Source organism: Streptomyces sp. NBC_01426 (assembly GCF_036231985.1).
Taxonomy (GTDB): Bacteria; Actinomycetota; Actinomycetes; order Streptomycetales; family Streptomycetaceae; genus Streptomyces.
The window spans coordinates 2434460-2456338 of record NZ_CP109500.1 but is presented as its reverse complement, the minus strand read 5'-3'; the positions used below and the strand labels follow the sequence as shown (position 1 = coordinate 2456338).

The 21879-nt window shown below is 73.4% G+C and carries 16 protein-coding genes; 13 read left to right on the top strand and 3 right to left on the bottom strand.

What is annotated here, in order from left to right; genetic code table 11:
• The first annotated feature begins 69 nt into the window (after window positions 1-69).
• The 9 genes from rimP (at window position 70) to OG906_RS10485 (ending at window position 12758) form a co-directional block, all read left to right on the top strand.
• Window positions 70-567, top strand: a complete 498-nt coding sequence (gene rimP, locus OG906_RS10525) for a ribosome maturation factor RimP (protein ID WP_329442031.1) — start codon at window positions 70-72, stop codon at window positions 565-567.
• 2 nt (window positions 568-569) lie between these two features.
• Window positions 570-1637 carry a transcription termination factor NusA gene (gene nusA, locus OG906_RS10520; protein WP_329442029.1) on the top strand — a complete coding sequence of 356 codons (1068 nt, stop codon included), beginning with the start codon at window positions 570-572 and terminating at the stop codon, window positions 1635-1637.
• Window positions 1638-1793: 156 nt separating this feature from the next.
• Window positions 1794-2081 (top strand): YlxR family protein, encoded by a 288-nt coding sequence (locus OG906_RS10515; protein ID WP_267797551.1) that lies wholly within the window; start codon window positions 1794-1796, stop codon window positions 2079-2081.
• Window positions 2082-2229: 148 nt separating this feature from the next.
• Entirely contained in the window at window positions 2230-5364 is a 3135-nt protein-coding gene (gene infB / locus OG906_RS10510) for a translation initiation factor IF-2 (RefSeq protein ID WP_329442028.1), read from the top strand.
• 191 nt (window positions 5365-5555) lie between these two features.
• Complete coding sequence (locus OG906_RS10505) at window positions 5556-5849, top strand: DUF503 domain-containing protein (RefSeq protein WP_053675255.1); 294 nt, start codon at window positions 5556-5558, stop codon at window positions 5847-5849.
• Window positions 5850-5876: 27 nt separating this feature from the next.
• Window positions 5877-6326 carry a 30S ribosome-binding factor RbfA gene (rbfA, locus tag OG906_RS10500; protein WP_329442026.1) on the top strand — a complete coding sequence of 150 codons (450 nt, stop codon included), beginning with the start codon at window positions 5877-5879 and terminating at the stop codon, window positions 6324-6326.
• Window positions 6323-7231: a tRNA pseudouridine(55) synthase TruB gene (gene truB, locus OG906_RS10495; protein ID WP_329442024.1), complete on the top strand. Its 909-nt coding sequence runs from the start codon at window positions 6323-6325 to the stop codon at window positions 7229-7231. The genes rbfA and truB overlap by 4 nt, the downstream gene beginning before the upstream one ends.
• A gap of 408 nt (window positions 7232-7639) precedes the next feature.
• Window positions 7640-11638, top strand: a complete 3999-nt coding sequence (locus tag OG906_RS10490) for a serine protease (protein ID WP_329442022.1) — start codon at window positions 7640-7642, stop codon at window positions 11636-11638.
• Window positions 11639-11801: 163 nt separating this feature from the next.
• Complete coding sequence (locus OG906_RS10485; protein ID WP_267797546.1) at window positions 11802-12758, top strand: bifunctional riboflavin kinase/FAD synthetase; 957 nt, start codon at window positions 11802-11804, stop codon at window positions 12756-12758.
• Window positions 12759-12849: 91 nt separating this feature from the next.
• On the opposite strand, the gene OG906_RS10480 is transcribed toward OG906_RS10485, so the two are convergent.
• The 3 genes from OG906_RS10480 to eccE all read right to left on the bottom strand — a co-directional run bounded on the left by OG906_RS10480 (window position 12850) and on the right by eccE (window position 17681).
• Complete coding sequence (locus OG906_RS10480; RefSeq protein ID WP_329442020.1) at window positions 12850-15384, bottom strand: SCO5717 family growth-regulating ATPase; 2535 nt, start codon at window positions 15382-15384, stop codon at window positions 12850-12852.
• Between the two features lie 312 nt (window positions 15385-15696).
• Window positions 15697-16413, bottom strand: a complete 717-nt coding sequence (locus OG906_RS10475) for a hypothetical protein (RefSeq protein WP_329442018.1) — start codon at window positions 16411-16413, stop codon at window positions 15697-15699.
• Window positions 16410-17681 carry a type VII secretion protein EccE gene (gene eccE, locus OG906_RS10470; protein ID WP_329442017.1) on the bottom strand — a complete coding sequence of 424 codons (1272 nt, stop codon included), beginning with the start codon at window positions 17679-17681 and terminating at the stop codon, window positions 16410-16412. The genes OG906_RS10475 and eccE overlap by 4 nt, the downstream gene beginning before the upstream one ends.
• 277 nt (window positions 17682-17958) lie before the next feature.
• On the opposite strand from eccE, the gene eccB reads away from it, so the two are divergent.
• The 4 genes from eccB (at window position 17959) to OG906_RS10450 (ending at window position 21776) form a co-directional block, all read left to right on the top strand.
• Complete coding sequence (gene eccB, locus OG906_RS10465; RefSeq protein WP_329442015.1) at window positions 17959-19533, top strand: type VII secretion protein EccB; 1575 nt, start codon at window positions 17959-17961, stop codon at window positions 19531-19533.
• An 11-nt stretch (window positions 19534-19544) separates the two neighbouring features.
• Window positions 19545-20891 carry a type VII secretion-associated serine protease mycosin gene (gene mycP / locus OG906_RS10460; RefSeq protein WP_443067369.1) on the top strand — a complete coding sequence of 449 codons (1347 nt, stop codon included), beginning with the start codon at window positions 19545-19547 and terminating at the stop codon, window positions 20889-20891.
• A gap of 214 nt (window positions 20892-21105) precedes the next feature.
• The gene (locus OG906_RS10455) at window positions 21106-21426 is read left to right on the top strand and encodes a WXG100 family type VII secretion target (protein WP_267797541.1); all 321 of its coding nucleotides are present in this window, start codon (window positions 21106-21108) and stop codon (window positions 21424-21426) included.
• Window positions 21427-21470: 44 nt separating this feature from the next.
• Window positions 21471-21776, top strand: coding sequence for a WXG100 family type VII secretion target (locus tag OG906_RS10450; RefSeq protein ID WP_267797540.1), 306 nt, complete (start codon window positions 21471-21473; stop codon window positions 21774-21776).
• Window positions 21777-21879: the final 103 nt, after the last annotated feature.

The following is a 21879-nucleotide window of genomic DNA, read 5'->3' as shown; positions in this document are numbered from 1 at the left end:
ACCGGATACCCTTTGACCTGACACGCGACAGAAAACCACAACAGCACACGCGGCCGAGGAGTCACCCGGATGAGCACCACCCAGAGCGACAGGCTGCGCGGACTGCTGGAGCCGCTGGTCACCGCCAAGGGCCTGGACCTCGAAGACATCGAGACGTCCAAGGCGGGCAAGCGCCGGATGCTGCGGATCATCGTGGATTCCGATGAGGGTGTGGAACTGGACGCCTGTGCCGAGCTGAGTCGCGAGGTCTCCGATCTGCTCGACGAGAGCGACGTGATGGGCGAGGACGAGTACGTCCTCGAAGTGAGCTCGCCGGGCGCGGACCGCCCGCTGACCGAGCACCGTCACTACATCCGGGCGATCGGCCGTCTCGTGAAGTTCCAGTCGGTCGAGAGCGGGGAACTGATCGCCCGCATCCTCGACGTCGACGACGAGGGCATGGACCTCGAAGTACCGGGTGTGAAGGGCCGCAAGGCGACCACCCGCCGCATCGCATTCACCGACATCGCCAAGGCGCGTGTCGAGATCGAGTTCAACCGCAAGGACAAGAAGGAAGAGGAGGCGTAGTCGTGGACATCGACATGAGTGCCCTACGGGGTCTGGTCCGGGAGAAGGAGATCTCCTTCGACCTGCTCGTCGAGGCGATCGAGTCGGCCCTCCTCATCGCGTACCACCGCACCGAGGGCAGCTTCCGTCGCGCCCGCGTCGTGCTCGACCGCACCAACGGTCACGTGGTCGTGTGGGCGACGGAAGACCCGAAGGATCTCGAAGAGGGCCAGGAGCCCAAGGAGTTCGACGACACGCCGTCGGACTTCGGCCGGATCGCCGCGACGACCGCCAAGCAGGTGATCCTCCAGCGTCTGCGCGACGCCGAGGACGACCTGACCTTCGGCGAGTTCCTCGGCCGCGAGGGCGACGTCATCACCGGCGTCGTCCAGCAGGGCAAGGACCCCAAGAACGTCCTCGTCGACATCGGCAAGCTGGAGGCCATCCTGCCGGTGCAGGAGCAGGTCCCCGGCGAGGAGTACACCCACGGGCTGCGCCTGAAGGCGTACGTCGTGCGCGTCGCGAAGGGTGTCCGCGGCCCGTCCGTGACCCTCTCGCGGACCCACCCCAACCTGGTGAAGAAGCTGTTCGCCCTGGAGGTCCCGGAGATCGCCGACGGCAGCGTCGAGATCTCGGCGATCGCCCGCGAGGCCGGCCACCGCACCAAGATCGCCGTCCGCTCCACGCGCTCGGGCCTGAACCCCAAGGGCGCCTGCATCGGCCCCATGGGCAGCCGTGTGCGCAACGTGATGGCCGAACTGCACGGTGAGAAGATCGACATCGTCGACTGGTCGGACGACCCGGCGGAGATGGTCGCCAACGCCCTGTCACCCGCCCGGGTGAGCAAGGTCGAGGTCGTCGACTGGGACTCCCGCAGCGCCCGCGTGACCGTGCCCGATTACCAGCTGTCGCTGGCCATCGGCAAGGAGGGCCAGAACGCCCGCCTCGCTGCGCGGCTCACCGGCTGGCGCATCGACATCCGCCCGGACACCGAGGACCCCTCGGACCGGGACGGCGACCGCGACCGCGGTGGCGACCGGGACCGCGGCGACGACCGCGCGGACCGTCACTCCGACCGGCGCGGGGAATAAACCACTACCGGTCGGTGGTTTTCGGCCGGTAGACAGGGACCCCGCAGGTCGGGGTCCCTGACCTGTGGGTCCTCCGGGATCCACGTGAATCACAACGACATCCGTTCGATTTTTCGCCCGAAGGGGTGAGGTCGGTGCGGGGAGGTAGACTTAAGCGTGTCTGGCCGGACGCAAGCCCGCGCATGCCCCGAACGCACCTGTGTGGGGTGTCGGGAGCGAGCGGCCAAGAGCGATCTGCTGCGCATCGTGGCGGTCGAGGACGAATGCGTCCCCGATCCTCGCGGTACGCTGCCCGGCCGGGGTGCCTACGTGCATCCCGCCGTGGTCTGCCTCGACCAGGCGGTCCGCCGCAGAGCGTTCCCCCGGGCCCTTCGGTCCGCCGGAACGCTCGACACGGCGGAACTGCGCAAAGCCGTGGCCGGTGAGGCCGGGGCGACACCGTAAGAAGCAGTACGGCACGGATACCCCGTGCGGTCAGGTACCTCGCGAGTTGGAAGTAGGTCGAGATTGCGATGAGCACTCGATGAGTACGCGATGAGTACGCCCATGAAGTAGCGACGGTCCGGCGTAACCCGGACCTAAAAGGAGCGAAGTGGCTAAGGTCCGGGTATACGAACTCGCCAAGGAGTTCGGGGTAGAGAGCAAGGTCGTCATGGCCAAGCTCCAAGAACTCGGTGAATTCGTACGTTCGGCGTCCTCGACGATCGAGGCGCCTGTCGTACGCAAGTTGACTGACGCACTGCAGGGGCCCGGCGGCAACGCCGGCAAGTCCGCTGCGAAGCCCGGCGCGCCCCGCAAGGCCGCGCCCGCCAAGCCCGCGGCGCCCTCCCCGGCCGCCGCGGCACGTCCTGCCGCCCCGAAGCCCGGTGCACCGGCCCCCAAGCCGGTCGTCGCCGAGGCTCCGGCCGCCAGTACCCCCGCCCCGGTGACTCCGGCCGCATCCGGCCCGCGTCCCGGTCCCAAGGCTCCGGCCGCCCCGAAGCCCGCTCCGGCGGCTCCCGTGGCGACCGAGTTCTCCGCGCCTCCGGCGGCTCCGGCCGCCCCGGCGCGCACCGAGCGTCCCGCCGCCGCGGCCCCCGGCCCCCGTCCGGCGCAGCAGCGTCCGGCGCAGGGTCAGGGCGGTCAGCCCGGCGCACGTCCCGGCGCCCCGCGCCCGGCCGGTTCCGCCCCCGGCGGTCCGTCCCAGCGTCCCGCCGGCGGTGCCGGTGCCCCGCGTCCGCAGGGCGCCCGTCCGGCCGGTCCCCGTCCGGGCAACAACCCGTTCACCTCTGGTGGCTCCACCGGCATGGCGCGCCCGCAGGCGCCCCGTCCGGCCGGCGCTCCCCGTCCCGGTGCCCCCGGCGCCGGTGGCGGCCAGGGTGGCGCTCCCCGTCCGCAGGGCGGCCCCGGCGGCGCTCCGCGTCCGCAGGGTGCCGGTGCGGGCCGTCCGACCCCGGGCGGCATGCCGCGTCCGCAGGGCGGCGCCCCGCGTCCCGGTGGTGCTCCCGGTGGTAACCGTCCCAACCCGGGCATGATGCCGCAGCGTCCCGCTGCCGGTGGTCCCGGTCCGCGTCCCGGCGGCGGCCCCGGTGGCCGTGGTCCCGGTGCGGGCGGTGCCCGTCCCGGCGGCGGCGCCGGTCGTCCCGCGGGCGGCGGCTTCGCCGGTCGTCCGGCCGGTCCGGGCTCGCGTCCCGGCGGCGGTGGCGGCTTCGGTGGCCCCCGTCCCGGTGGCGGCGGCTTCGGCGGCGGCCCGGCCGGTGCCGGTGGCGGCGGTCGTCCCGGCTTCGGCGGGCGTCCCGGTGGTCCCGGTGCCCGTGGTGGCACGCAGGGCGCCTTCGGTCGTCCCGGCGGTCCGGCCCGTCGTGGTCGCAAGTCCAAGCGTCAGAGGCGCCAGGAGTACGAGGCCATGCAGGCCCCGTCGGTCGGCGGCGTGATGCTGCCGCGCGGCCAGGGCGAGACCGTTCGCCTGTCGCGCGGTGCCTCCCTCACCGACTTCGCGGAGAAGATCAACGCCAACCCGGCGTCGCTCGTCGCCGTGATGATGAACCTCGGCGAGATGGTCACTGCCACGCAGTCCGTCTCCGACGAGACCCTCGAAATGCTGGCCGGCGAGATGAACTACACGGTTCAGATCGTCAGCCCGGAGGAAGAGGACCGCGAGCTCCTCGAGGGCTTCGACATCGAGTTCGGCGAGGACGAGGGCGGCGAGGAATTCCTCATGCCGCGTCCGCCGGTCGTGACCGTCATGGGTCACGTCGACCACGGTAAGACCCGACTGCTCGACGCCATCCGCAAGACGAACGTCGTTGCGGGCGAGGCCGGTGGCATCACGCAGCACATCGGTGCGTACCAGGTCGGTACCGAGGTCAACGGTGAAGAGCGCAAGATCACCTTCATCGACACCCCGGGTCACGAGGCGTTCACCGCCATGCGTGCCCGTGGTGCCAAGTCGACCGACATCGCGATCCTCGTGGTCGCGGCCAACGACGGCGTCATGCCGCAGACGATCGAGGCGCTCAACCACGCCAAGGCCGCCGGCGTCCCGATCGTCGTCGCGGTCAACAAGATCGACGTCGAGGGTGCCGACCCGGTCAAGGTGCGCGGTCAGCTCACCGAGTTCGGTCTGGTCGCCGAGGAGTACGGCGGCGACACGATGTTCGTCGACATCTCCGCCAAGCAGGGTCTGCACATCGACTCCCTGCTGGAGGCCGTCGTCCTCACCGCCGACGCCTCGCTCGACCTGCGCGCCAACCCGGAGCAGGACGCTCAGGGTATTGCGATCGAGTCCCACCTCGACCGCGGCCGCGGTGCCGTCGCGACCGTCCTCGTGCAGCGCGGTACCCTCCGCGTCGGCGACACGATGGTCGTGGGCGACGCCTACGGCCGAGTGCGCGCCATGCTCGACGACAAGGGCAACAACGTCGAGGAAGCGGGTCCGTCGACCCCCGTCCTGGTCCTGGGTCTCACCAACGTCCCCGGCGCCGGCGACAACTTCCTCGTCGTGGACGAGGACCGTACGGCCCGTCAGATCGCCGAGAAGCGTGCTGCGCGAGAGCGCAACGCCAACTTCGCCAAGCGCGTCCGTCGTGTGTCCCTCGAGGACCTCGACTCCGTGCTCAAGGCCGGTCTGGTCCAGGAACTCAACCTCATCATCAAGGGCGACGCGTCCGGTGCGGTCGAGGCTCTCGAGTCCTCGCTGCTCCAGCTCGACGTCGGTGAAGAGGTCGACATCCGGGTCCTGCACCGCGGTGTGGGTGCGGTCACCGAGTCCGACATCTCGCTGGCGATGGGCTCCGACGCCATCGTCATCGGTTACAACGTCCGTGCGGCCGGTCGCGCCGCGCAGATGGCGGACCGCGAGGGTGTCGACGTCCGCTACTACTCGGTGATCTACCAGGCCATCGAGGAGATCGAGGCGGCCCTGAAGGGTCTCCTCAAGCCGGAGTACGAAGAGGTCGAGCTCGGTACGGCGGAGGTCCGCGAGATCTTCCGCTCGTCCAAGCTGGGCAACATCGCGGGTGTTCTCATCCGCTCCGGCGAGGTCAAGCGCAACACCAAGGCGCGGCTCCTGCGCGATGGCAAGGTCATCGCCGAGAACCTCACCATCTCCGGTCTGCGCCGCTTCAAGGACGACGTCACCGAGATCCGCGAAGGCTTCGAGGGCGGTATCAACCTCGGTTCCTTCAACGACATCAAGATCGACGACGTCATCGCGACGTACGAGATGCGCGAGAAGCCCCGCGCGTAAGCGCGAGGCGGTTCGCACCGTGTCGTAAGGCGTAAGGCTCGTACGGCCGAAAGGTCGTACGAGTAACACCGGGGCCGGTCGGCGGAATATCCGTCGATCGGCCCCGGCCGTTGCGTGTACGGTTCTGGTGATCCTGCCGCGCGTAGGCCGGCAGGCCACCGAACCCGCACCGGCGGGACATCCGGAACTGCATGTACGTGGGGACTCTGTCCTTCGATCTGCTCCTCGGCGACGTTCACTCGCTGAAGGAGAAACGCTCCGTCGTCCGGCCCATCGTCGCCGAGCTCCAACGCAAGTTCTCCGTGAGCGCGGCAGAGGTGGGCGACCAGGACCTGCATCGCAGGGCCCTCATAGGGGTCGCCCTGGTGAGTGGGGACGCGGGGTTCGTGTCGGACGTACTGGACCGCTGCGAGCGGTTGGTCGCGGCACGTCCTGAAGTGGAGCTGCTGTCGGTACGACGGCGGCTCCACGGTGATGAAGACTGACTGCAAGACAAAGAAGGAGACGGACCAGTGGCCGACAATGCGCGGGCGAAGAAGCTGGCGGACCTCATCCGGGAGGTGGTGGCCGAGAAGCTGCAGCGCGGTGTCAAGGACCCCCGCCTCGGTACGCACGTGACCATCACGGACACCCGGGTCACCGGCGACCTGCGGGAGGCCACGGTCTTCTACACGGTCTACGGTGACGACGAGGACCGGGCCAGTGCGGCGGCGGGCCTCGAAAGCGCCAAGGGCGTACTGCGCTCCGCGGTCGGCCGGGCGGCGGGAACCAAGTTCACGCCCACCCTGACCTTCGTGGCGGACGCCCTCCCGGAGAACGCCAAGACCATCGAAGACCTCCTGGAGAAGGCGCGCACCTCCGACGCCCAGGTCCGCGAGGTGTCCTCCGGGGCCACGTACGCCGGCGACGCCGACCCGTACAAGAAGCCGGACGAGGACGACGAGGACGCAACCGCGGAATGAGCACCAACGCAGGGAAGACTCCGGACGGCCTTGTCATCGTCGACAAGCCGTCCGGCTTCACTTCGCACGACGTGGTCGCCAAGATGCGCGGGATCGCCAAGACCCGTCGCGTCGGCCACGCCGGCACGCTCGACCCGATGGCCACGGGCGTACTCGTCCTCGGCGTCGAGAAGGCCACCAAGCTCCTCGGCCACCTCGCGCTGACGGAGAAGGAGTACCTCGGCACCATCAGGCTGGGACAGGACACCCTCACGGACGACGCCGAGGGCGAGATCATCTCCTCCGCCGACGCGTCCGGGGTGACCCGCGAGGCCGTGGACGCCGGCATCGCCAAGCTGTCCGGCGAGATCATGCAGGTCCCGTCCAAGGTCAGCGCCATCAAGATCAAGGGCGTCCGCTCCTACAAGCGCGCCCGGGACGGCGAGGACTTCGAGATCCCGGCCCGACCGGTGACCATCTCGTCCTTCCAGGTGTACGACATGCGGGACGCCGAGGCCGAGGACGGCACCAAGGTCGTCGACCTCGTCGTCTCCGTCGTCTGCTCCAGCGGTACGTACATCCGGGCCCTCGCCCGTGACCTGGGCGCCGACCTCGGCGTCGGCGGCCACCTGACGGCGCTGCGGCGCACCCGGGTGGGCCCGTACAAGCTCGACCGGGCGCGGACGCTCGACCAGCTCCAGGAGGAGCTGACCGTCATGCCGATCGGCGAGGCCGCGGCCGCGGCCTTCCCGCGGTGGGACCTGGACGCCCGGCGTGCCGGTCTGCTCGCCAACGGCGTGCGGATCGAGATGCCGGAGGAGTACGAGGACGGCAAGACGGTCGCCGTGTACGGTCCCCAGGACCAGCTGCTCGGGCTCGTGGAGAGCAAGGGCGGCAAGGCGAAGTCGCTCGCGGTGTTCGTCTGACGGACGGAGTTCGTCCGACGGGCGGTTCGGCCCGGTGCGTTCGTACGGCCCTCGGGCCGCACGGCGGGCCGGGCCGTTCGCGTCCGCCCCGACGGTTCCTCCGGGGCGACGGTTCCTCCGGGGTGACCGTGCGTCCGGGGTGACCGTCGGGTCGTCCCGTCGGGGCCGCGCCCCTGGTCGCGCGTGTTTGTCGTGGAGCGGCGAGCGCACAGAGACCGCCGCTCACCGCTCCACGACCCCCCTCGGGTAGCTCTCTATCCACCCGGAGTGCTTTATTCACCCGTCCGAGCAGGCGCTCGGAGTGAATGGAGGGAGCGTAAGGGGGCGCTTTCGCCTCGCGTGCTTTTCCCGCTGATCTTCACGTGCCTAACGTCATGAGCACGGGTACGGCGGGGGAGTGGTGCGGCAATGACGGAGCTCGTCAGGATCTGCGATCTCGCCGGGCGGGTGCGGGGCAGCGGCTTCGTCGCGGACGACCGCGGCACGGTGATCACCAGCCACGAGGCCGTGGACGGTCTGGCCCGGGTGGTGCTGCACGGCCCGGGGGAACGCACCTGGCTCGCCGAGGCGGGGGACGTGACCCCGCTGCCGTGGCTCGCGCTCGCCCTCGTACGCACCGACGGGCTGGGACTGCGTCCCCTGCCGATCGGGGCGCGCTCGGTGATCACTCCCGGGACGTACGTACGGATCCCCGCGCGGGGGTGGCGACAGGCGCGCGTGCTCGCGGCCGGCGCGGAGGTCACCTACACCGCGACCGACCGGTTCCACGTCCTGCCCGCCACGGTGGAGCTGGCGATCGGCACGGCCGGCCGGGACGCCCTGGAGCTGGGCGGGGAAGCCTGCGGGGGGCCGGTGCTCGACGCCGAGACCGGAGCGGTGCTCGCGGTGGTGGGCACCGCTCTGCACGCCGAGCACCGCTCCGCCGGCTTTGCGATCCCCCTGCGCGCGGCGGCCGAGGCCGACCCCGACGGTCCGCTGGCCGCCCTGCTGGAACGGAACGCCGCCACCGTGCCCGGACACGGCGCCGACCTGAACCTGGCCGGCGCGCTGGAGCTGACCGGGACCACCCTGCCCCCGGCGCTCACCGCCGACGGGCCGGAACCCGTCGAGCGACCCGAGATCGCCGCCGAACTGGCCGCCTTCACCACCTCGGACCGGTCCGTCCTCGGGCTGGTCGGCGCCCCCGGCACCGGCCGGACCACGGCACTGGCCGTCCTGACCGCGCACCGCGCCCGCAGGGCCCGGCCCGCGCCCACGCTGTGGCTGCGCGGAGCCGATCTGCGCGCCGGCGACTCCTCGTTGGCCGATGCGGTGGGGCGGGCGCTGGCCGCGGCGCGGCGGATCGTCTCCGCGGGTGCGGAGGCGCGGACGGAAGCCGAGGCGGAGGTGGGGACGGACGTGGGGAGGGCGCGTGTGGCGTCCCCGGAACCCGCGGCGATGGCCGGCGCGGAGGCGGCCGTGTCCGCCGGCCCGGTCCCGGGCCTCGGCTCGGCCGCGGGCCTCGGCTCGGCCGGGGGCTTCGGCTCGGCGGCGCCCCTCGCGCCCCTCGTGCCCCTGGCGTCCGTCGGGCCCCTTGCCCCGGTCGCCGACGCCGGTCGCGGCGGCCGGGCGATCGGCGTGGGCACCGTCGCACCGCTCCCGGGACTCTCCGGCCCCGCCGGTCCTGCCGGCACGGCCGTGATCGGACCGGTTCCGGAGCCCGGCGCCGCCCCCGGAGCCGCGAGTACCGCCGAGCGGATCGCACGGCTGGCCGCCGACGCCGGCTGCGCGCTGCTCGTGGTCCTCGACGCCCCGGAGGAGACGCCCCCGCGCCACGCCCCACGACAGGCGCCCTGGGCCGAGGCCACCGCCCGGTGGCTCGACGGGATCGGTGCCCGGCTGGTCGTCGCCGCCCGGCCGGAGTACTGGGAGCGGGCCGGCGCCCTCTATCCGCCCGAGGCGCTGTACACCCCCGCCCGTCCGGCCCGACGGCTGCCGCCCGCGCTGCCGGTCGGCGACCTGACGCCCGAGGAGGCGCAGACGGCCCGCGCCCGCCTCGGCATCCCCGCCGACGCGGTGCGGGAAGCCGACGCCCGACACCCCCTCACCCTGCGCCTGCTCGCCGACATCCGGGCCGCCGAGGTCACCGCGGGGCGGCCCGGCCGCGACGAGGTCTTCGCGGCGCACCTCGACCTGTCGGCGCTGCGGGTCGCCGTGCGGATCGCGGCCACGGGCGCCGGCCCCTCGGAGCCGGGCCCGGGCGGCGCCCCGTCCACGCCCCCGGGCGCCGGCGGGACCGGGGGAGCGGGAGCCGGCTGGTTCGGCGGGCTCGGCGCGGCCGGGTCGCGGATCCGCGCGACGGGAGCCCCGTCCGGCCCCGACACCCCGGGCACCGCGGGTACTGACCGGGTATCGGCCCTGATCGGATCGGTGTGCGGCGCGGCCCCGGCGGACGGGGACGATCCGGCGGCGCGACGCCCCGGTGACCAGACTCGCGGGGTGCACGGTCCGGGTGTGCACGGGCCCGGGGTGCGGCGGCTCGCCGCCCGGGTCGCGGGGCGGCTGCACGAGGCCGCCCGCCGCTGCCTCGGGCCGGGGCAGGGCGAGCTGGACCGGGCCGCCTTCGAGGAGCTGTTCCCCTGGCGGACCGGCTGGGCCTCGGCCGTGCTCACCGAGGGCCTGCTGGTCCCCGCCGGGACCGGGTACCGCTTCGCCCACGAGGAACTCTCCGACTGGCTCCAGGCGGGACACCTCGACGTCCCCACCGCACTGGACGCCCTGGTGCACCTCGGCCCCGCCACGACGGGCCCGCCCGTGCCCCGTCACCGTGTCGGAACGGTCCTGGAAGCGCTGCTCAGGCTCTCGCCGACCGAGACCCGAGCGCTGCTGACCCGGCTGGTGGAGGCGCTGAACTCCCTCGCGGAAGCCGAACCGGAGCGGCAACCGGAGTCACAACCGGAAGAGCGGGCGGAGCGGGAGCACGAGCGGCCCGGCCCCGGGGAGGACGGCCGGGCCGACCGGGTCTGGTGGGCGGCCCGCCTGCTCCGCGAGAGCCTGCTGCGGGTCCCCGACGCCACGCCGTACCTGCCCGTCCTGCACGCCCTCGCCGAACACGTGGCCCGCACCGGCCCCGACGACTTCGAGGGCCGGTTCTGGAACCGGCTCCGCCTGTCCGAGTTCGACCGCCTCGACCTGTTGCGCCGGCTGCTGCCCTGCGACCACCGCTACCTGGAGGCCGCCGCCCGCCGCCTCGCCCGCGACCCGCGGCTCGTCCAGCCGCTGCTCTGCGTCTGGCTGACCGACGAACGCCGGTTGCGCGGGCGCCCCGGAGCCACCGTCGCCACCGCCGCCCAGGCCCTGCTGCACACCCACCGCGCCCTCGCCGTCGACGAACTGGCGGAGGCCCTGGTCGCGGCCGCCCATCCGCGTGCCGACGAACTGCTCGCCGTACTCGCCGAGGACGAGCCCTCCGCCCTGTGCCGGGCCGTCGACCGCTGGGCCCACGACGAACGGCCCGGGCGCCGGGTCGCCGCCGCCGCGTACGGACTGACCACCGCCCCGCACGTGCGCGCCCCCGCCGACCGCGAGCTGCTGCGCCGCGCGGCGCAGGCGCTGCTGGCCCGCCCGGCCGACGCGACCCTGCACGGCAGCGCCCTCGGGACGCTGCTCCGCGACCCCCAGGTACGGGCCCGGTACCTGCCCGACGCCCTCGCCTGCTTCCGGGATCCCGAGGGCGGTGCCCGGCTGCCCGCGTCGGCGCTGGTCGCGGCGCTGCCCGTGCTCCCCGACCCGGACGCCGTCTTCGCCGCCCTGCGGGCCCGCGCCGACGGGGAGGTGGTGCGCGCCCTGGCCGCGCTCACCACGCCGGGGCTGGCCCGCCGCGCGGGTGACCTCGTACGGGAGCACCTCGCACGGCACCCCGAGGACGCCCCGCACGCGGCCGTGTTCGTGGACCGGCGCCTCGACCAGGGCCTGACCGCGACGCCCGTGCTCCGCCCGCTGGTCCTCGACCTGCTGCGGACCGCCCCGACCGGCGTCCGGGTCGCCCTGGCCCGGGTACTGGCCGCGCCCGGCGGGGAGGGCTCCTCGGTGCTCCGGGGCGACCTGGCCGACGTACTGCTGCGGGAGGAGACCGACCCGGTGGTGCTCGACGCCTTCCTCGGGGCGCTCGCCGCCTGGGTGGGCGCGCGGCCGGAGGAACGCACCCGCGAGCTGCTGCGGCGCACGGGCCGTCGGCTGTTGGGGACGCCGGGGGGCCCGGCGGTGTTCGAGCACCGGACGGTGGAGCTCGCCCGCGCCGATCCGGTCTTCGGGAGCCTCGTCGCACGCTGGCTCGGCGAATCGGGGGTGGAGGCGGCCGCGCTGCTCGGGCCGGGGGCCCGACGCACGGTCGAGACGCTCAGCAGGGCCGCTCCCGACATCACGTGACGCGGGGCCGGTTCCCCGACGTCATCCGACGCCCGACATCACGTCGCGCGGTGCGGAGTCGGCCCGATGCCGATGCGGGCCCCCGGCCGGCGGCATGGCAGTCTTAGACCTGCAATCGACATCAGGACAGGGACCATACGGGTTCGGGCGAGGAGCGGTCACAGTGCAGCGCTGGCGTGGCTTGGAGGACATCCCCCAGGACTGGGGACGCAGCGTCGTCACCATCGGCTCCTACGACGGTGTGCACCGGGGGCATCAGCTGATCATCGGGCGTGCCGTCGCCAAGGCCCGGGAGCTGGGCCTCCCGTCGGTCGTCGTCACCTTCAGCCCGCACCCGAGCGAGGTCGTGCGGCCCGGCAGCCACCCGCCGATCCTGGCGCCCTACGACCGGCGCGCCGAGCTGATGTCCGGTCTCGGGGTGGACGCGCTGTTGATCCTGCCGTTCACGGCGGAGTTCTCCCAGCTGTCCCCGGCCGACTTCATCGTGAAGGTGCTCGTCGACAAGCTGCACGCGCGCGCCGTCATCGAGGGACCGAACTTCCGCTTCGGTCACAAGGCCGCCGGGAACGTCGACTTCCTGCGCGAGCTGGGGGCCACCTACGACTACGAGGTCGACGTCGTGGACCTGGTGGAACGCGGCGAGGCGGGCGGCGGGGTGCCGTTCTCCTCGACGCTGGCGCGCCGGCTCGTCGCCGAGGGCGACATGGACGGCGCGGCCGAGATCCTCGGCCGCCCGCACCGGGTCGAGGGGGTCGTGGTGCGCGGCGCGCAGCGCGGTCGCGAACTCGGCTACCCGACGGCCAACGTCGAGACCCAGCCGCACACCGCGATCCCCGCGGACGGGGTGTACGCGGGCTGGCTGACGGCGGACGGCGAGCGGATGCCGGCGGCGATCTCGGTGGGGACGAACGTGCAGTTCGACGCCACCGAGCGGACCGTCGAGGCGTACGCGATCGACCGGATCGGGCTGGACCTGTACGGGATGCACGTGGCCGTGGACTTCCTCGCGTACGTGCGGGGCATGGCCAAGTTCGAGTCCCTGGACGGGCTGTTGGAGGCCATCGCCGACGACGTGAAGCGGGCGCGGGTGCTGACCGACGCCTACGACGCGGAGCGCTGAACCCGGCCGCACGCATGACGTGAGGGCCCGTACCGTCCCCGGGGACGGTACGGGCCCTCACGTCATGCCGCCGGATGCGCCCGAGCCGGCGTCAGCCGAGCCGGGGGTCGCGCGGCGGACCACCGGGCTGCGGCGGTTGTTGCCCCTGCTGCCCGGGCTGCTGCCAGGGCTGACCGGGCTGCGGGTACGCCCGGTCGTACGGCTGCGGGGTGGGCGGCTGCGGGGCGGGCGGCTGTTGCTGGTAGGGCCCCTGCTGGTGGTACGGCCCCGGAGCCTGCGGGGCCGGGGCGGCCTGCGGGGCGCCCCAGTGGTTCTGCGGGGCCTGCTGCTGCGCCCGGACGAAGTCCTCGGCGACCAACGCGGAGAGGTTGAAGTACGCCTCACGCGTCTTCGGCCGCATCAGGTCGAGGTCCACCTCCGCGCCCGCGGCGAGGTGCTCGTCGAAGGGCACCACGACCACGCCCCGGCAACGGGTCTCGAAGTGCTGGACGATGTCCTCGATCTTGATCATCTTGCTGGTCTCGCGGACCCCCGAGATGACGGTGAGGGAGCGGGACACGAGATCGGCGTAACCGTGGGCGGAGAGCCAGTCGAGCGTGGTGCTCGCGCTACTGGCGCCGTCCACGGACGGCGTCGAGATGATGATCAGCTGATCGGCCAGGTCGAGGACCCCGCGCATGGCCGAGTACAGGAGCCCGGTGCCCGAGTCGGTCAGGACGATCGGGTACTGGCGCCCCACCGTCTCGATGACGCGCCGGTAGTCCTCGTCGTTGAAGGTCGTCGAGACCGCGGGGTCCACGTCGTTCGCGATGATCTCCAGGCCGGAAGGGGCCTGCGAGGTGAACCGGCGGATGTCCATGTACGAGTTCAGGTACGGGATCGCCTGGACGAGGTCCCGGATCGTCGCACCGGTCTCGCGGCGCACCCGACGGCCGAGGGTGCCGGCGTCGGGGTTCGCGTCGATGGCCAGGATCTTGTCCTGGCGCTCGGTGGCGAGCGTCGCCCCGAGCGCGGTGGTCGTCGTGGTCTTGCCGACGCCGCCCTTGAGGCTGATGACGGCGATCCGGTAGCACGACATGACCGGCGTACGGATCAGCTCCAGCTTGCGCAGTCGCTCCGCCTCGGCCGCCTTGCCGCCGAACCGGAAGCCCGAACGGGTCGGCTTGGGCTTCTGCTTGGCCCGCAACAGACGGTCCGAGGACAACTCGACGGCGGCGGTGTAGCCGAGCGGCGCCCCGCCGCCGCCCTGACCGGACGCGTACGGGGGCTGCTGCGGTCCGGTCGGCCACTGCGCGCCCGAACGGGGATCGACATGAGGCGGTTGGGGCTGCGGCGGTTGGGGCTGTTGCTGTTGCTGTTGCTGTTGCTGTTGCTGTGGGGCCGGGGCGGGAGGGAAGCCGTATCCCCCGTGCGGGGCCGGGGGCCGGGGCTCCCGGTCGGCGGGGGAGGGCGGGAAGCCGTAGCCCCGCGGGGCGCCGGGTGTGCCGAAGGCGGGAGGCGGAAGTTCCCCACCGGGTCCCCCGTAGGGGTTCTCGGCGACGGGCGCCGGCGCGTCCGCGGGGGTGACGGGCGGGGCGTACGGCCCGGGCGTGGGCTCCGCGAAGGGAGCCTGCGGCGCGGAGTCCCGGTAAGGCCCGGCCGCGGGCACCGCATCGGCGGGAGCGGCGAACGGAGCGGGGACCGGAGCGGCGACCGGAGCGGCGACCGGAGGCGGGGACACACCGTCGGCGGGCGCGGCTGGCACCGCCGGCTCGACCGGTGCGGGCGCGGGTGCCTCGACCGGCGCGGGAACCGGAGCCGGTGCGTACGCGGGGTTCGGGTACGGCTGCGGTGCGGGGCCGGGGTACGGCGGCGCCGGGGGTTCCGGCGTCACCGCGACCGGCGCGGGCGGGGCGACGGGCGCGGGCGGGGCTACGGGAGCCGGATCCACCGGGGCCGGGTGGATCGGAGCGGGGTGGACCGGCGCGGGCGCGGGCGCGGAGGCCGACGGGGTGTCCTGGACCGGCGCCGCCTCGGGCGCGGGCGGGGCCACCGGCTCGGCGGGTCCCGCGTACGGGGGAACCGGCGCCGGGGCGTGCGAAGCCGGCGCGACCGGTTCCGCGACCGGCGCGGCGGGGACGTCCGGGTGGGCGGGCGCCGGCGCGGGCGCGTCCGCCGGGGCGGACGTCTCGGCCGGGCCCGGGTACGACGCGGCCGGACCGGGGTACGCCTGGTCCGGACCCGGGTACGACGGAGCCGCCGTCGGGGGCCGGTCCGTCGGGGGCTCGTGAGGGAGCGCCGCGTCGAAGCGGGGCGGCTCGGGGGACGCCGGTTCGGGCGCCTGCTCGGCCCGCGTCGTGAACGCGGCGGGCGCGCCCTGCTCGTCGGCCGGGCGCCGCGGCGAGGGCGGGGCGATCCGCATCGTGGAGGGCGAGACCACGTCCGACGGGCGGTGGGGTTCGAACCCGCTGCCCTCGGGCAGCCCCGGCACCGGCGTGGCCGGAGCCGACGGCGCACCCTGGGTGTACCAGGCCGGCGGGGTGTAGTCGATGGTGAACTCGCCCGTCACTTCGGGCTCCGCGTCGGACTGATCGTCCGTCGGGACGTCCCACGTCCCGCCGCGCCTCTCGTTCCGATCGCCGCTCACTGGTCCTCCTGGTTTGTCGAACACCGCACAGGCGCCCACCTCGACGCCGCGCCCTCACTCAGCCTAATGGCGCCCCATCGCGCGGCCCGCCCTCGCGGGGGGCCCGCGGACCGGGGGCACCACGTCCCTCCCTACAGGTCGGCCGGGCGCTGAGCAACCGTCACCGGCACCCGCTCACCCCATCCGGGGGAGTCCCGGCCGCCCGAGGCACACCACCTGCGGTCCGCACCGGCCACCACCCCCGATCGGTGCGGACCGCCCACCACCCGCAGTCCGCACCGCCCACCGCCCATCCGTTCGCGCCGCGCCGGCTCAGTCGATCCGCCGCGCCGGACCCAGCAGCCCGATCTCCGTGTCCGTGCCCTGCGTCAACACGAACGTGCGATCCCGCGGCGTACACCACAGCGTGACCCCGTCACCCAGCGTCGGCAGCGAGTCCACCGCCGCGGCCGGCAGCTCCATCAGGCGGCCGATCTGCTCCGCCTCGTCGGGCGAGACCCGCTGCACGCCCACCACCGAGGAGTTCCGCAGCAGCCGGGGCGCCGTCGGGCTCAGGTAGGGAAGCAGGGTCAACACCGACTGCCACGGACCCGCCACCACCCGGCCGCGCGGCGGTCTCATCCCGCAGTCCCGGATCACCAGGACGGGGCTGCCCGCGGACGCGCCCTGCGGCGGGACCCGGCCCACCTCGTGGAGGGTCACGCACTGCTGACCGCCGCCGGCGGCCTGCGCCAGACCGGACCACACCGGCCCGCGCCCGGTCTCCACCGCGACCCGCGCCCCGGTGGCCGCCGCGCGCAACGCCAGCACCTGGGCCGTCCAGAGACCGCCGATCAGCGTCACCTCGTACGGGGTGGGACGGTTGACGCCCAGCACCGCCGGGTTGCCCTCGGCGTCCACGCCGATGACGACCCCGTCGTCCCCGACGGGGAGCGCCAGCACGTCCAGTTCCGCCGCCGGCAGCACGTGCCGTTCCCGGCGCGGGCCGACCAGCCCGAAACCGCCCCGCAGGGCGCCCGCACCCCTCATCGCGCGCCTCCCAGCGGCAGCGAGGCCAGCAGCCCCGGCACCTGTTCCCGGTCCAGACGTACGAGGTCGGTCTTCACACCCCGCGCCGTCCGCTCCAGTTCGCGCCGGGCGGCGACCAACTCCTCGTCACTGCGCCCGGTCACCCGTACGTGCCCGGTCAACGTGACGCCCTGTCGCCCGGCGGGGGCCATCGTGAGGCTGAAGTTCGTCGCCAGGGCCGGCAGGGAGGTCAGCAGCGCCACGAACCGGGGGAGCGTGGCCCCGGAACCGCCCAGCCGCGGCCAGCGGCCGATCCAGTACGTGGTGTGCCGGCGGTCGTCGCAGCGCCAGGTCCGCGAGGTCTCCTCCGTGCGTCGCCCCGACCCGGCCGACCGGCCCGCCTGGGTGATCGCCATCGGGTTCGCGCACGAGGACGTCGCCAGCGCGCCCGTGAGTTCCTGCTCGGTCAGCACCGTGGCGCGGAACCCGGCCCCCGTCAGCCGGCTCGCCAACTGATCGGCGGCCCGCACCAGACACCGCTGGGCGCCGCCGAGCCCGCCGCCGCGCGCGGTGACGGCCTCGGGGCACAGCTCCGGGTCGAGTTTCAGCGCCACCCACGTCAATCGCACCGCGGGCGTGCCGGTGCGGGCCTGTAGCGGGGCGTAGTTGAGCGTGGCCATCGACCGGGCCGGCAGGCGCGGCGCCGGCGCGGGTTGGGTGTGCAGCACCAACTGGGCGGACTCCAGGCGGATCCCGTCCACTTCGAGGATGTCCCGTACGAGGGCGAGCGGTAGCGGTCGCGCACCCCGGTCCGGCCGCAGCGCGGTGGCGTCCGTGTCCACCTGTACGACCGCGGTCAGGAACGTCCCGTCGCCCACCATCCCGACCGGCCGCCGATCGCGGTCCCCGAACGTCAGGGTCCGCAACGCCGGATCGGCCTCGACCAGCGGGGCCAGCCCCGGTTCGGTCCCGGCGGGCACGGCGAAGGCGGCGGCCCGGCGCCGGCGGGCCCGCAGCGCGAGGGAGCCGGCGAGCCACTCCGGCAGGGACCGCCGGCGCCGGCGGACGACCGCGAGCACCACCAGGACCGACGCGAGGGCGCCGGCCGGCATCAGCAGCAGCGGCTCCACCACCCACGCCACCAACAGCGCCGCCGCGGCGACCTGGAGCAGAACGAGCTGTTGCAATCGGAACGGACCGAACCGCCCCGGACCCGACCTCGGATGCGGTGTCACCCCGTCGCCCGCGGGTGCGGCCGGGGTCGTCTGCGACCGCGTCGCGGTGGCCATCACTCGCGCACCTCCCCATCCCGGGGTCGGACCCCGTACGTCCGATGCCGCGCGACGCTCGCCGCCCGACACCGGGAATCCCCTCGATCCGCCCCGACAGGCCCTGATGCGCCACGGTGCCTGAAATCGCGCGCCCCGGGGGGTGTTGAACGGCCAACAGAGCCTACCCGCCCCGGTACGAGGTCTCCGGCAAGAGGCATAGTAGGTGCCCGGTCAGACAATCGAGGCTCGGGGACCGTACTCACCGACCGGGCCGTGCGGGGAGAAGCAGGCGGCCATGGCATCACGACGTGATGAGCTCAACGCGTACACCTTTGCGAAGCGGCGTACGGTGGCGGCCTTCCTCCAGCCGTCCGCCACCGGCACCGAGGAGGGGGCGCCCAGGCCGCTGCGCGCCGTCCTGCCCGGAGTGGTCGTCGGGGCACTGGTGTTGGTGGGCTTCGGAGCCTGGGGCATGTTCAAACCGCAGGCCCCCAAGGGCTGGGCCGAGCCGGGTGCCACGGTCATCGTCGGCAAACAGTCCACGACCCGCTACGTGGTCCTGTCCACCGAGATCAACGGCAAGGCCCGGACCCGGCTGCACCCGGTGCTGAACCTGTCCTCCGCCCGACTCCTCCTGGATCCCTCGAAGTTCAAGGTCGTCCAGATCGACGACAGGATCCTCGACGCCGGCAAGCCGCCGCGCGGCCCGATCATCGGCATCCCCTACGCCCCCGACCGGCTGCCCACCGCCGCGGACGCCGGCAAGGCCAAGCGCTGGGCGGTCTGCCAACAGCCCGGCGGCAACGGCCAGGGCGTACAGACCGCCACCTTCGTGCTCGCCGACCGCGAGGCGGGACGCGTGGACGACGCCGGCAAGGTCACCGGCGGCCAACTGCTGTACGTCCGGAACACCGGCGGCGCCAAGGAGCGCTACCTCGTCGACGCGGGCGGCACCAAGTACCGCTTCCCCGAGGGCACGCCGGACGCGGGCACCCTCACCACCGCCCTCGTCGGTACCGGCGCCGTCCCGCAGTCCGTCACCGAGCAGTGGCTGGCCACCCTCAACCCCGGCGACGACCTGGCCTTCCCCCAACTGCCCGGCACGCCCGGCGCCGGCGCGAACGTGCAGGGCCTGGCCACCACCGACAACAAGGTCGGCATGGTGCTCACCGCGCAGACCGGCGTCGGCACCCAGCACTACGTGGTCCTGCCCGGACGGGTCGCCCCGATCTCGGAGTTCATTGCCTGGCTGCTGATCTCCGCACCTGCGACCGACACCCTCGACATGCACGGCAAGGCCCGCGAGATCGACCTCCAGTCGCTCGACCCGGACGCCACCCCCTACAAGAGCGAGGTCAGATGGCCGCAGCGACGCGGCCCCCAGCTCAACCGCGTCGCGCCGACCGCCGGCGCCCCCTCGGGAAGCGAGCAGCGCGACACCGTCTGCAACGTCCTGCGCTCGGTCGACGGTCAGGGCAGGCAGACCCTCAGCACCTGGGCCGGCACCGGATTCCCCCTCGACATCACCGCCGGCGGCACCAGCTCGTACGTCACCCCCGGCACGGGTCTGCTCTACACCCAGACGCAGGGCCGGCAGACCACCGCCGGGGGATCCCTGTTCCTGGTCACCGACACCGGCCTGCGCTACGCGGTGCAGGCCAACGGCGACAGCGACGCCGAGCGGTCGAAGATCGGCGCCGGCGCCCCGAAGGACCCGGCCGCCGACGGGCGTCCGGAGGCGAGCCAGGCGCAGATCCGGCTCGGCTACGGCGCCGTCACCCCGGCCATGGTGCCCCTCGCGTGGTCCGAGTTCCTCTCCAAGGGCCCGCGACTGGACACCAACTCCGCCCGCCAGCCGCAGGGTTCGTGAGGACGCCGCCGATGCCCGAGACGCCGATGCCCCGCCCCCGCCCCTCCCGCGCACCCCGTGCCTCCGGGGCCCTGCGACCCGGTCCGGCGCGCGTGAGCGCGCGGGCCGCGCTCCTCACCTCCGCCCTCGCGCTCGTCACGGTCCCGGCCGCGGGCGCCGCCGCCGCGCCCCGGGCCTCGTACGCCCCGTCCCCCGCATACGCCGTGTCCCCCGCATACGCCTCGTACGCCTCCCGGGTCTCCGGAGCCGGTGAGTGCACCTTCCCCATGAAGAAGCAGATCGCCGATCGCCCGTGGGCCCTGCAACGGGTGCTCCTCGACTCCCTCTGGGCTCGGACCAAGGGCAAGGCCAAGGACGGGACGAGCATCCGCGTCGCGGTCATCGACACCGGCGTGGACCGGGCGAACCCGCAGCTCAGCGGGGCCCTCGACATCGCCGCAGGCAAGGATTTCGTTGCCCCCGAGGGCGGCGACGGCACGGCCGACACCGTCGGCCACGGCACCAAGGTCGCCGGACTGATCGCGGCCCGCCCGCAGGAGGGAACCGGCTTCGTCGGCCTCGCCCCCGAGGCCACCGTCATCCCCATCCGGCAAAACGACGGCCAGGGCAACGGCAACGCCGCCACCCTCGCCAAGGCCATCGACCACGCCCTGGCCAAGGGCGCACACGTGATCAACATTTCCCAGGACACCGACGCGCAGCTGAGCGCGGACTCCGACCTGGCCAAGGCCGTCAGGCGCGCCATCGACGCGAAGGTCGTGGTGATCGCCTCGGCGGGCAACGACGGCCTCGGCGGCCGGAAACGCAAGACCTACCCGGCGGCCTTCCCCGACGTCCTCGCCGTGGGCTCCTCCGACCGCAACAACGAGCGGGCCTCCTTCTCTCAACCCGGCGACTTCGTCGGCGTCGCGGCCCCCGGCGTCGACATGGTCTCCACCGTCCCCGGCTTCGGCCAGTGCATCGACAACGGGACGAGCTTCTCCGCACCGTACGTCGCCGGCCTGGCCGCCCTGCTGCGCGCCGAGCACATGGACTGGACCCCGCGACAGATCGTCTGGCAGATCCAGAACACCGCCGAGCGCGCCGTCAACAGCCGCGACGACTACGTCGGTTGGGGGGTCGTCGACCCGGTCCGCGCGGTCACCCAGGACAGTGAACCCCCGAAGCCCCCCGTCCCGGACCCCGGGCCGCCACCCGCGGCCGCCCCGGAGGCCGCGCGACTGACTCTCACCGAGACCGCCCAGGAGCGCGAGGAGCGCCTCGGCACGTACGCCCTCGGGATCGGCGTGGTCCTCATCGGCGTCATCGCGGGGGCCGCCACCGTCATCCGCGACGCCCGCCGCCGCCGTTTGCAGTGAACGATCACCGGCCCACGAAGGCTGTGGGGCACCGGTGTTGGGTCGGTGCGACGGAGTGACTAGAGTGACGCCGAGCTTCACGACTGTGATCGGGGGATCGCGTGGAGCGGAGGGGGACTTCCGAGGCGAGCGGCTCCACGCCGCGCCGGGAACATCCGCCCCGCCACGCAGTCCGCCGGTTCTGCCGGCGAATTGAGATGTAGAGGAGCTTCGGATGACGAACAATTTCGGACTCGCGGACGATCCGGTCGTCAAGGCGGCCAACAAGATCTCCGAGACGGCCCAGGCCGTCACCACCCAGTCCCGTGAACTGGCCGACATCGTCGCGACGGTGAGCGCTGGTTGGACCGGTGTGGGCGCCGGTGGATTCGCCAAGGCCCAGGAGGACATCAACCTGGACCACGACAAGATCCGCCGCCTGCTCGGGGTGCTGCACCACGCGATCTCGCAGACCAAGAACCTGAGCAACGCCCAGGACGAGGACGTGCGAGCGACCTTCGCCGCCGCCAACAAGTCCGGTCTGAACAACATCTGACCCGGCGTCGTCACCCGTCAAGCCCCAGCGCGAAGGAGAAGACCATGGTTGACCCCGGCCACACCCGGGTTCGGTACGAGACCGTCCAGCAGATGGCCGACCGCATCCGGATCGTGTCGAACAACATCCTCAAGGACCTGGCCGAGATGGAGCAGGCCGTCAAGGTCGTCACCGACACGTGGGACGGTGAAGCGCACCGCGAGTACGTGGCCCTCCAGACGAAGTACAAGGCCGCGGCCGACCACATGCAGAAGCAGCTGGAGACCGTCGCCAAGCTCATCGAGGCCGGCAAGGGCGACTACCGCGCCACCGACGTGAAGGCCTCGCGCCTGTTCACCGAGGCCTACTGAGCCGGTAGCCGGTAGCCGGTAGCCGGTAGCCGGCACCTGGCACCCGTCTCCCGGCACCCCGCCGCCGAGCGCCTGAACGGGGCGCGCCCGCACCGGGCGCGCC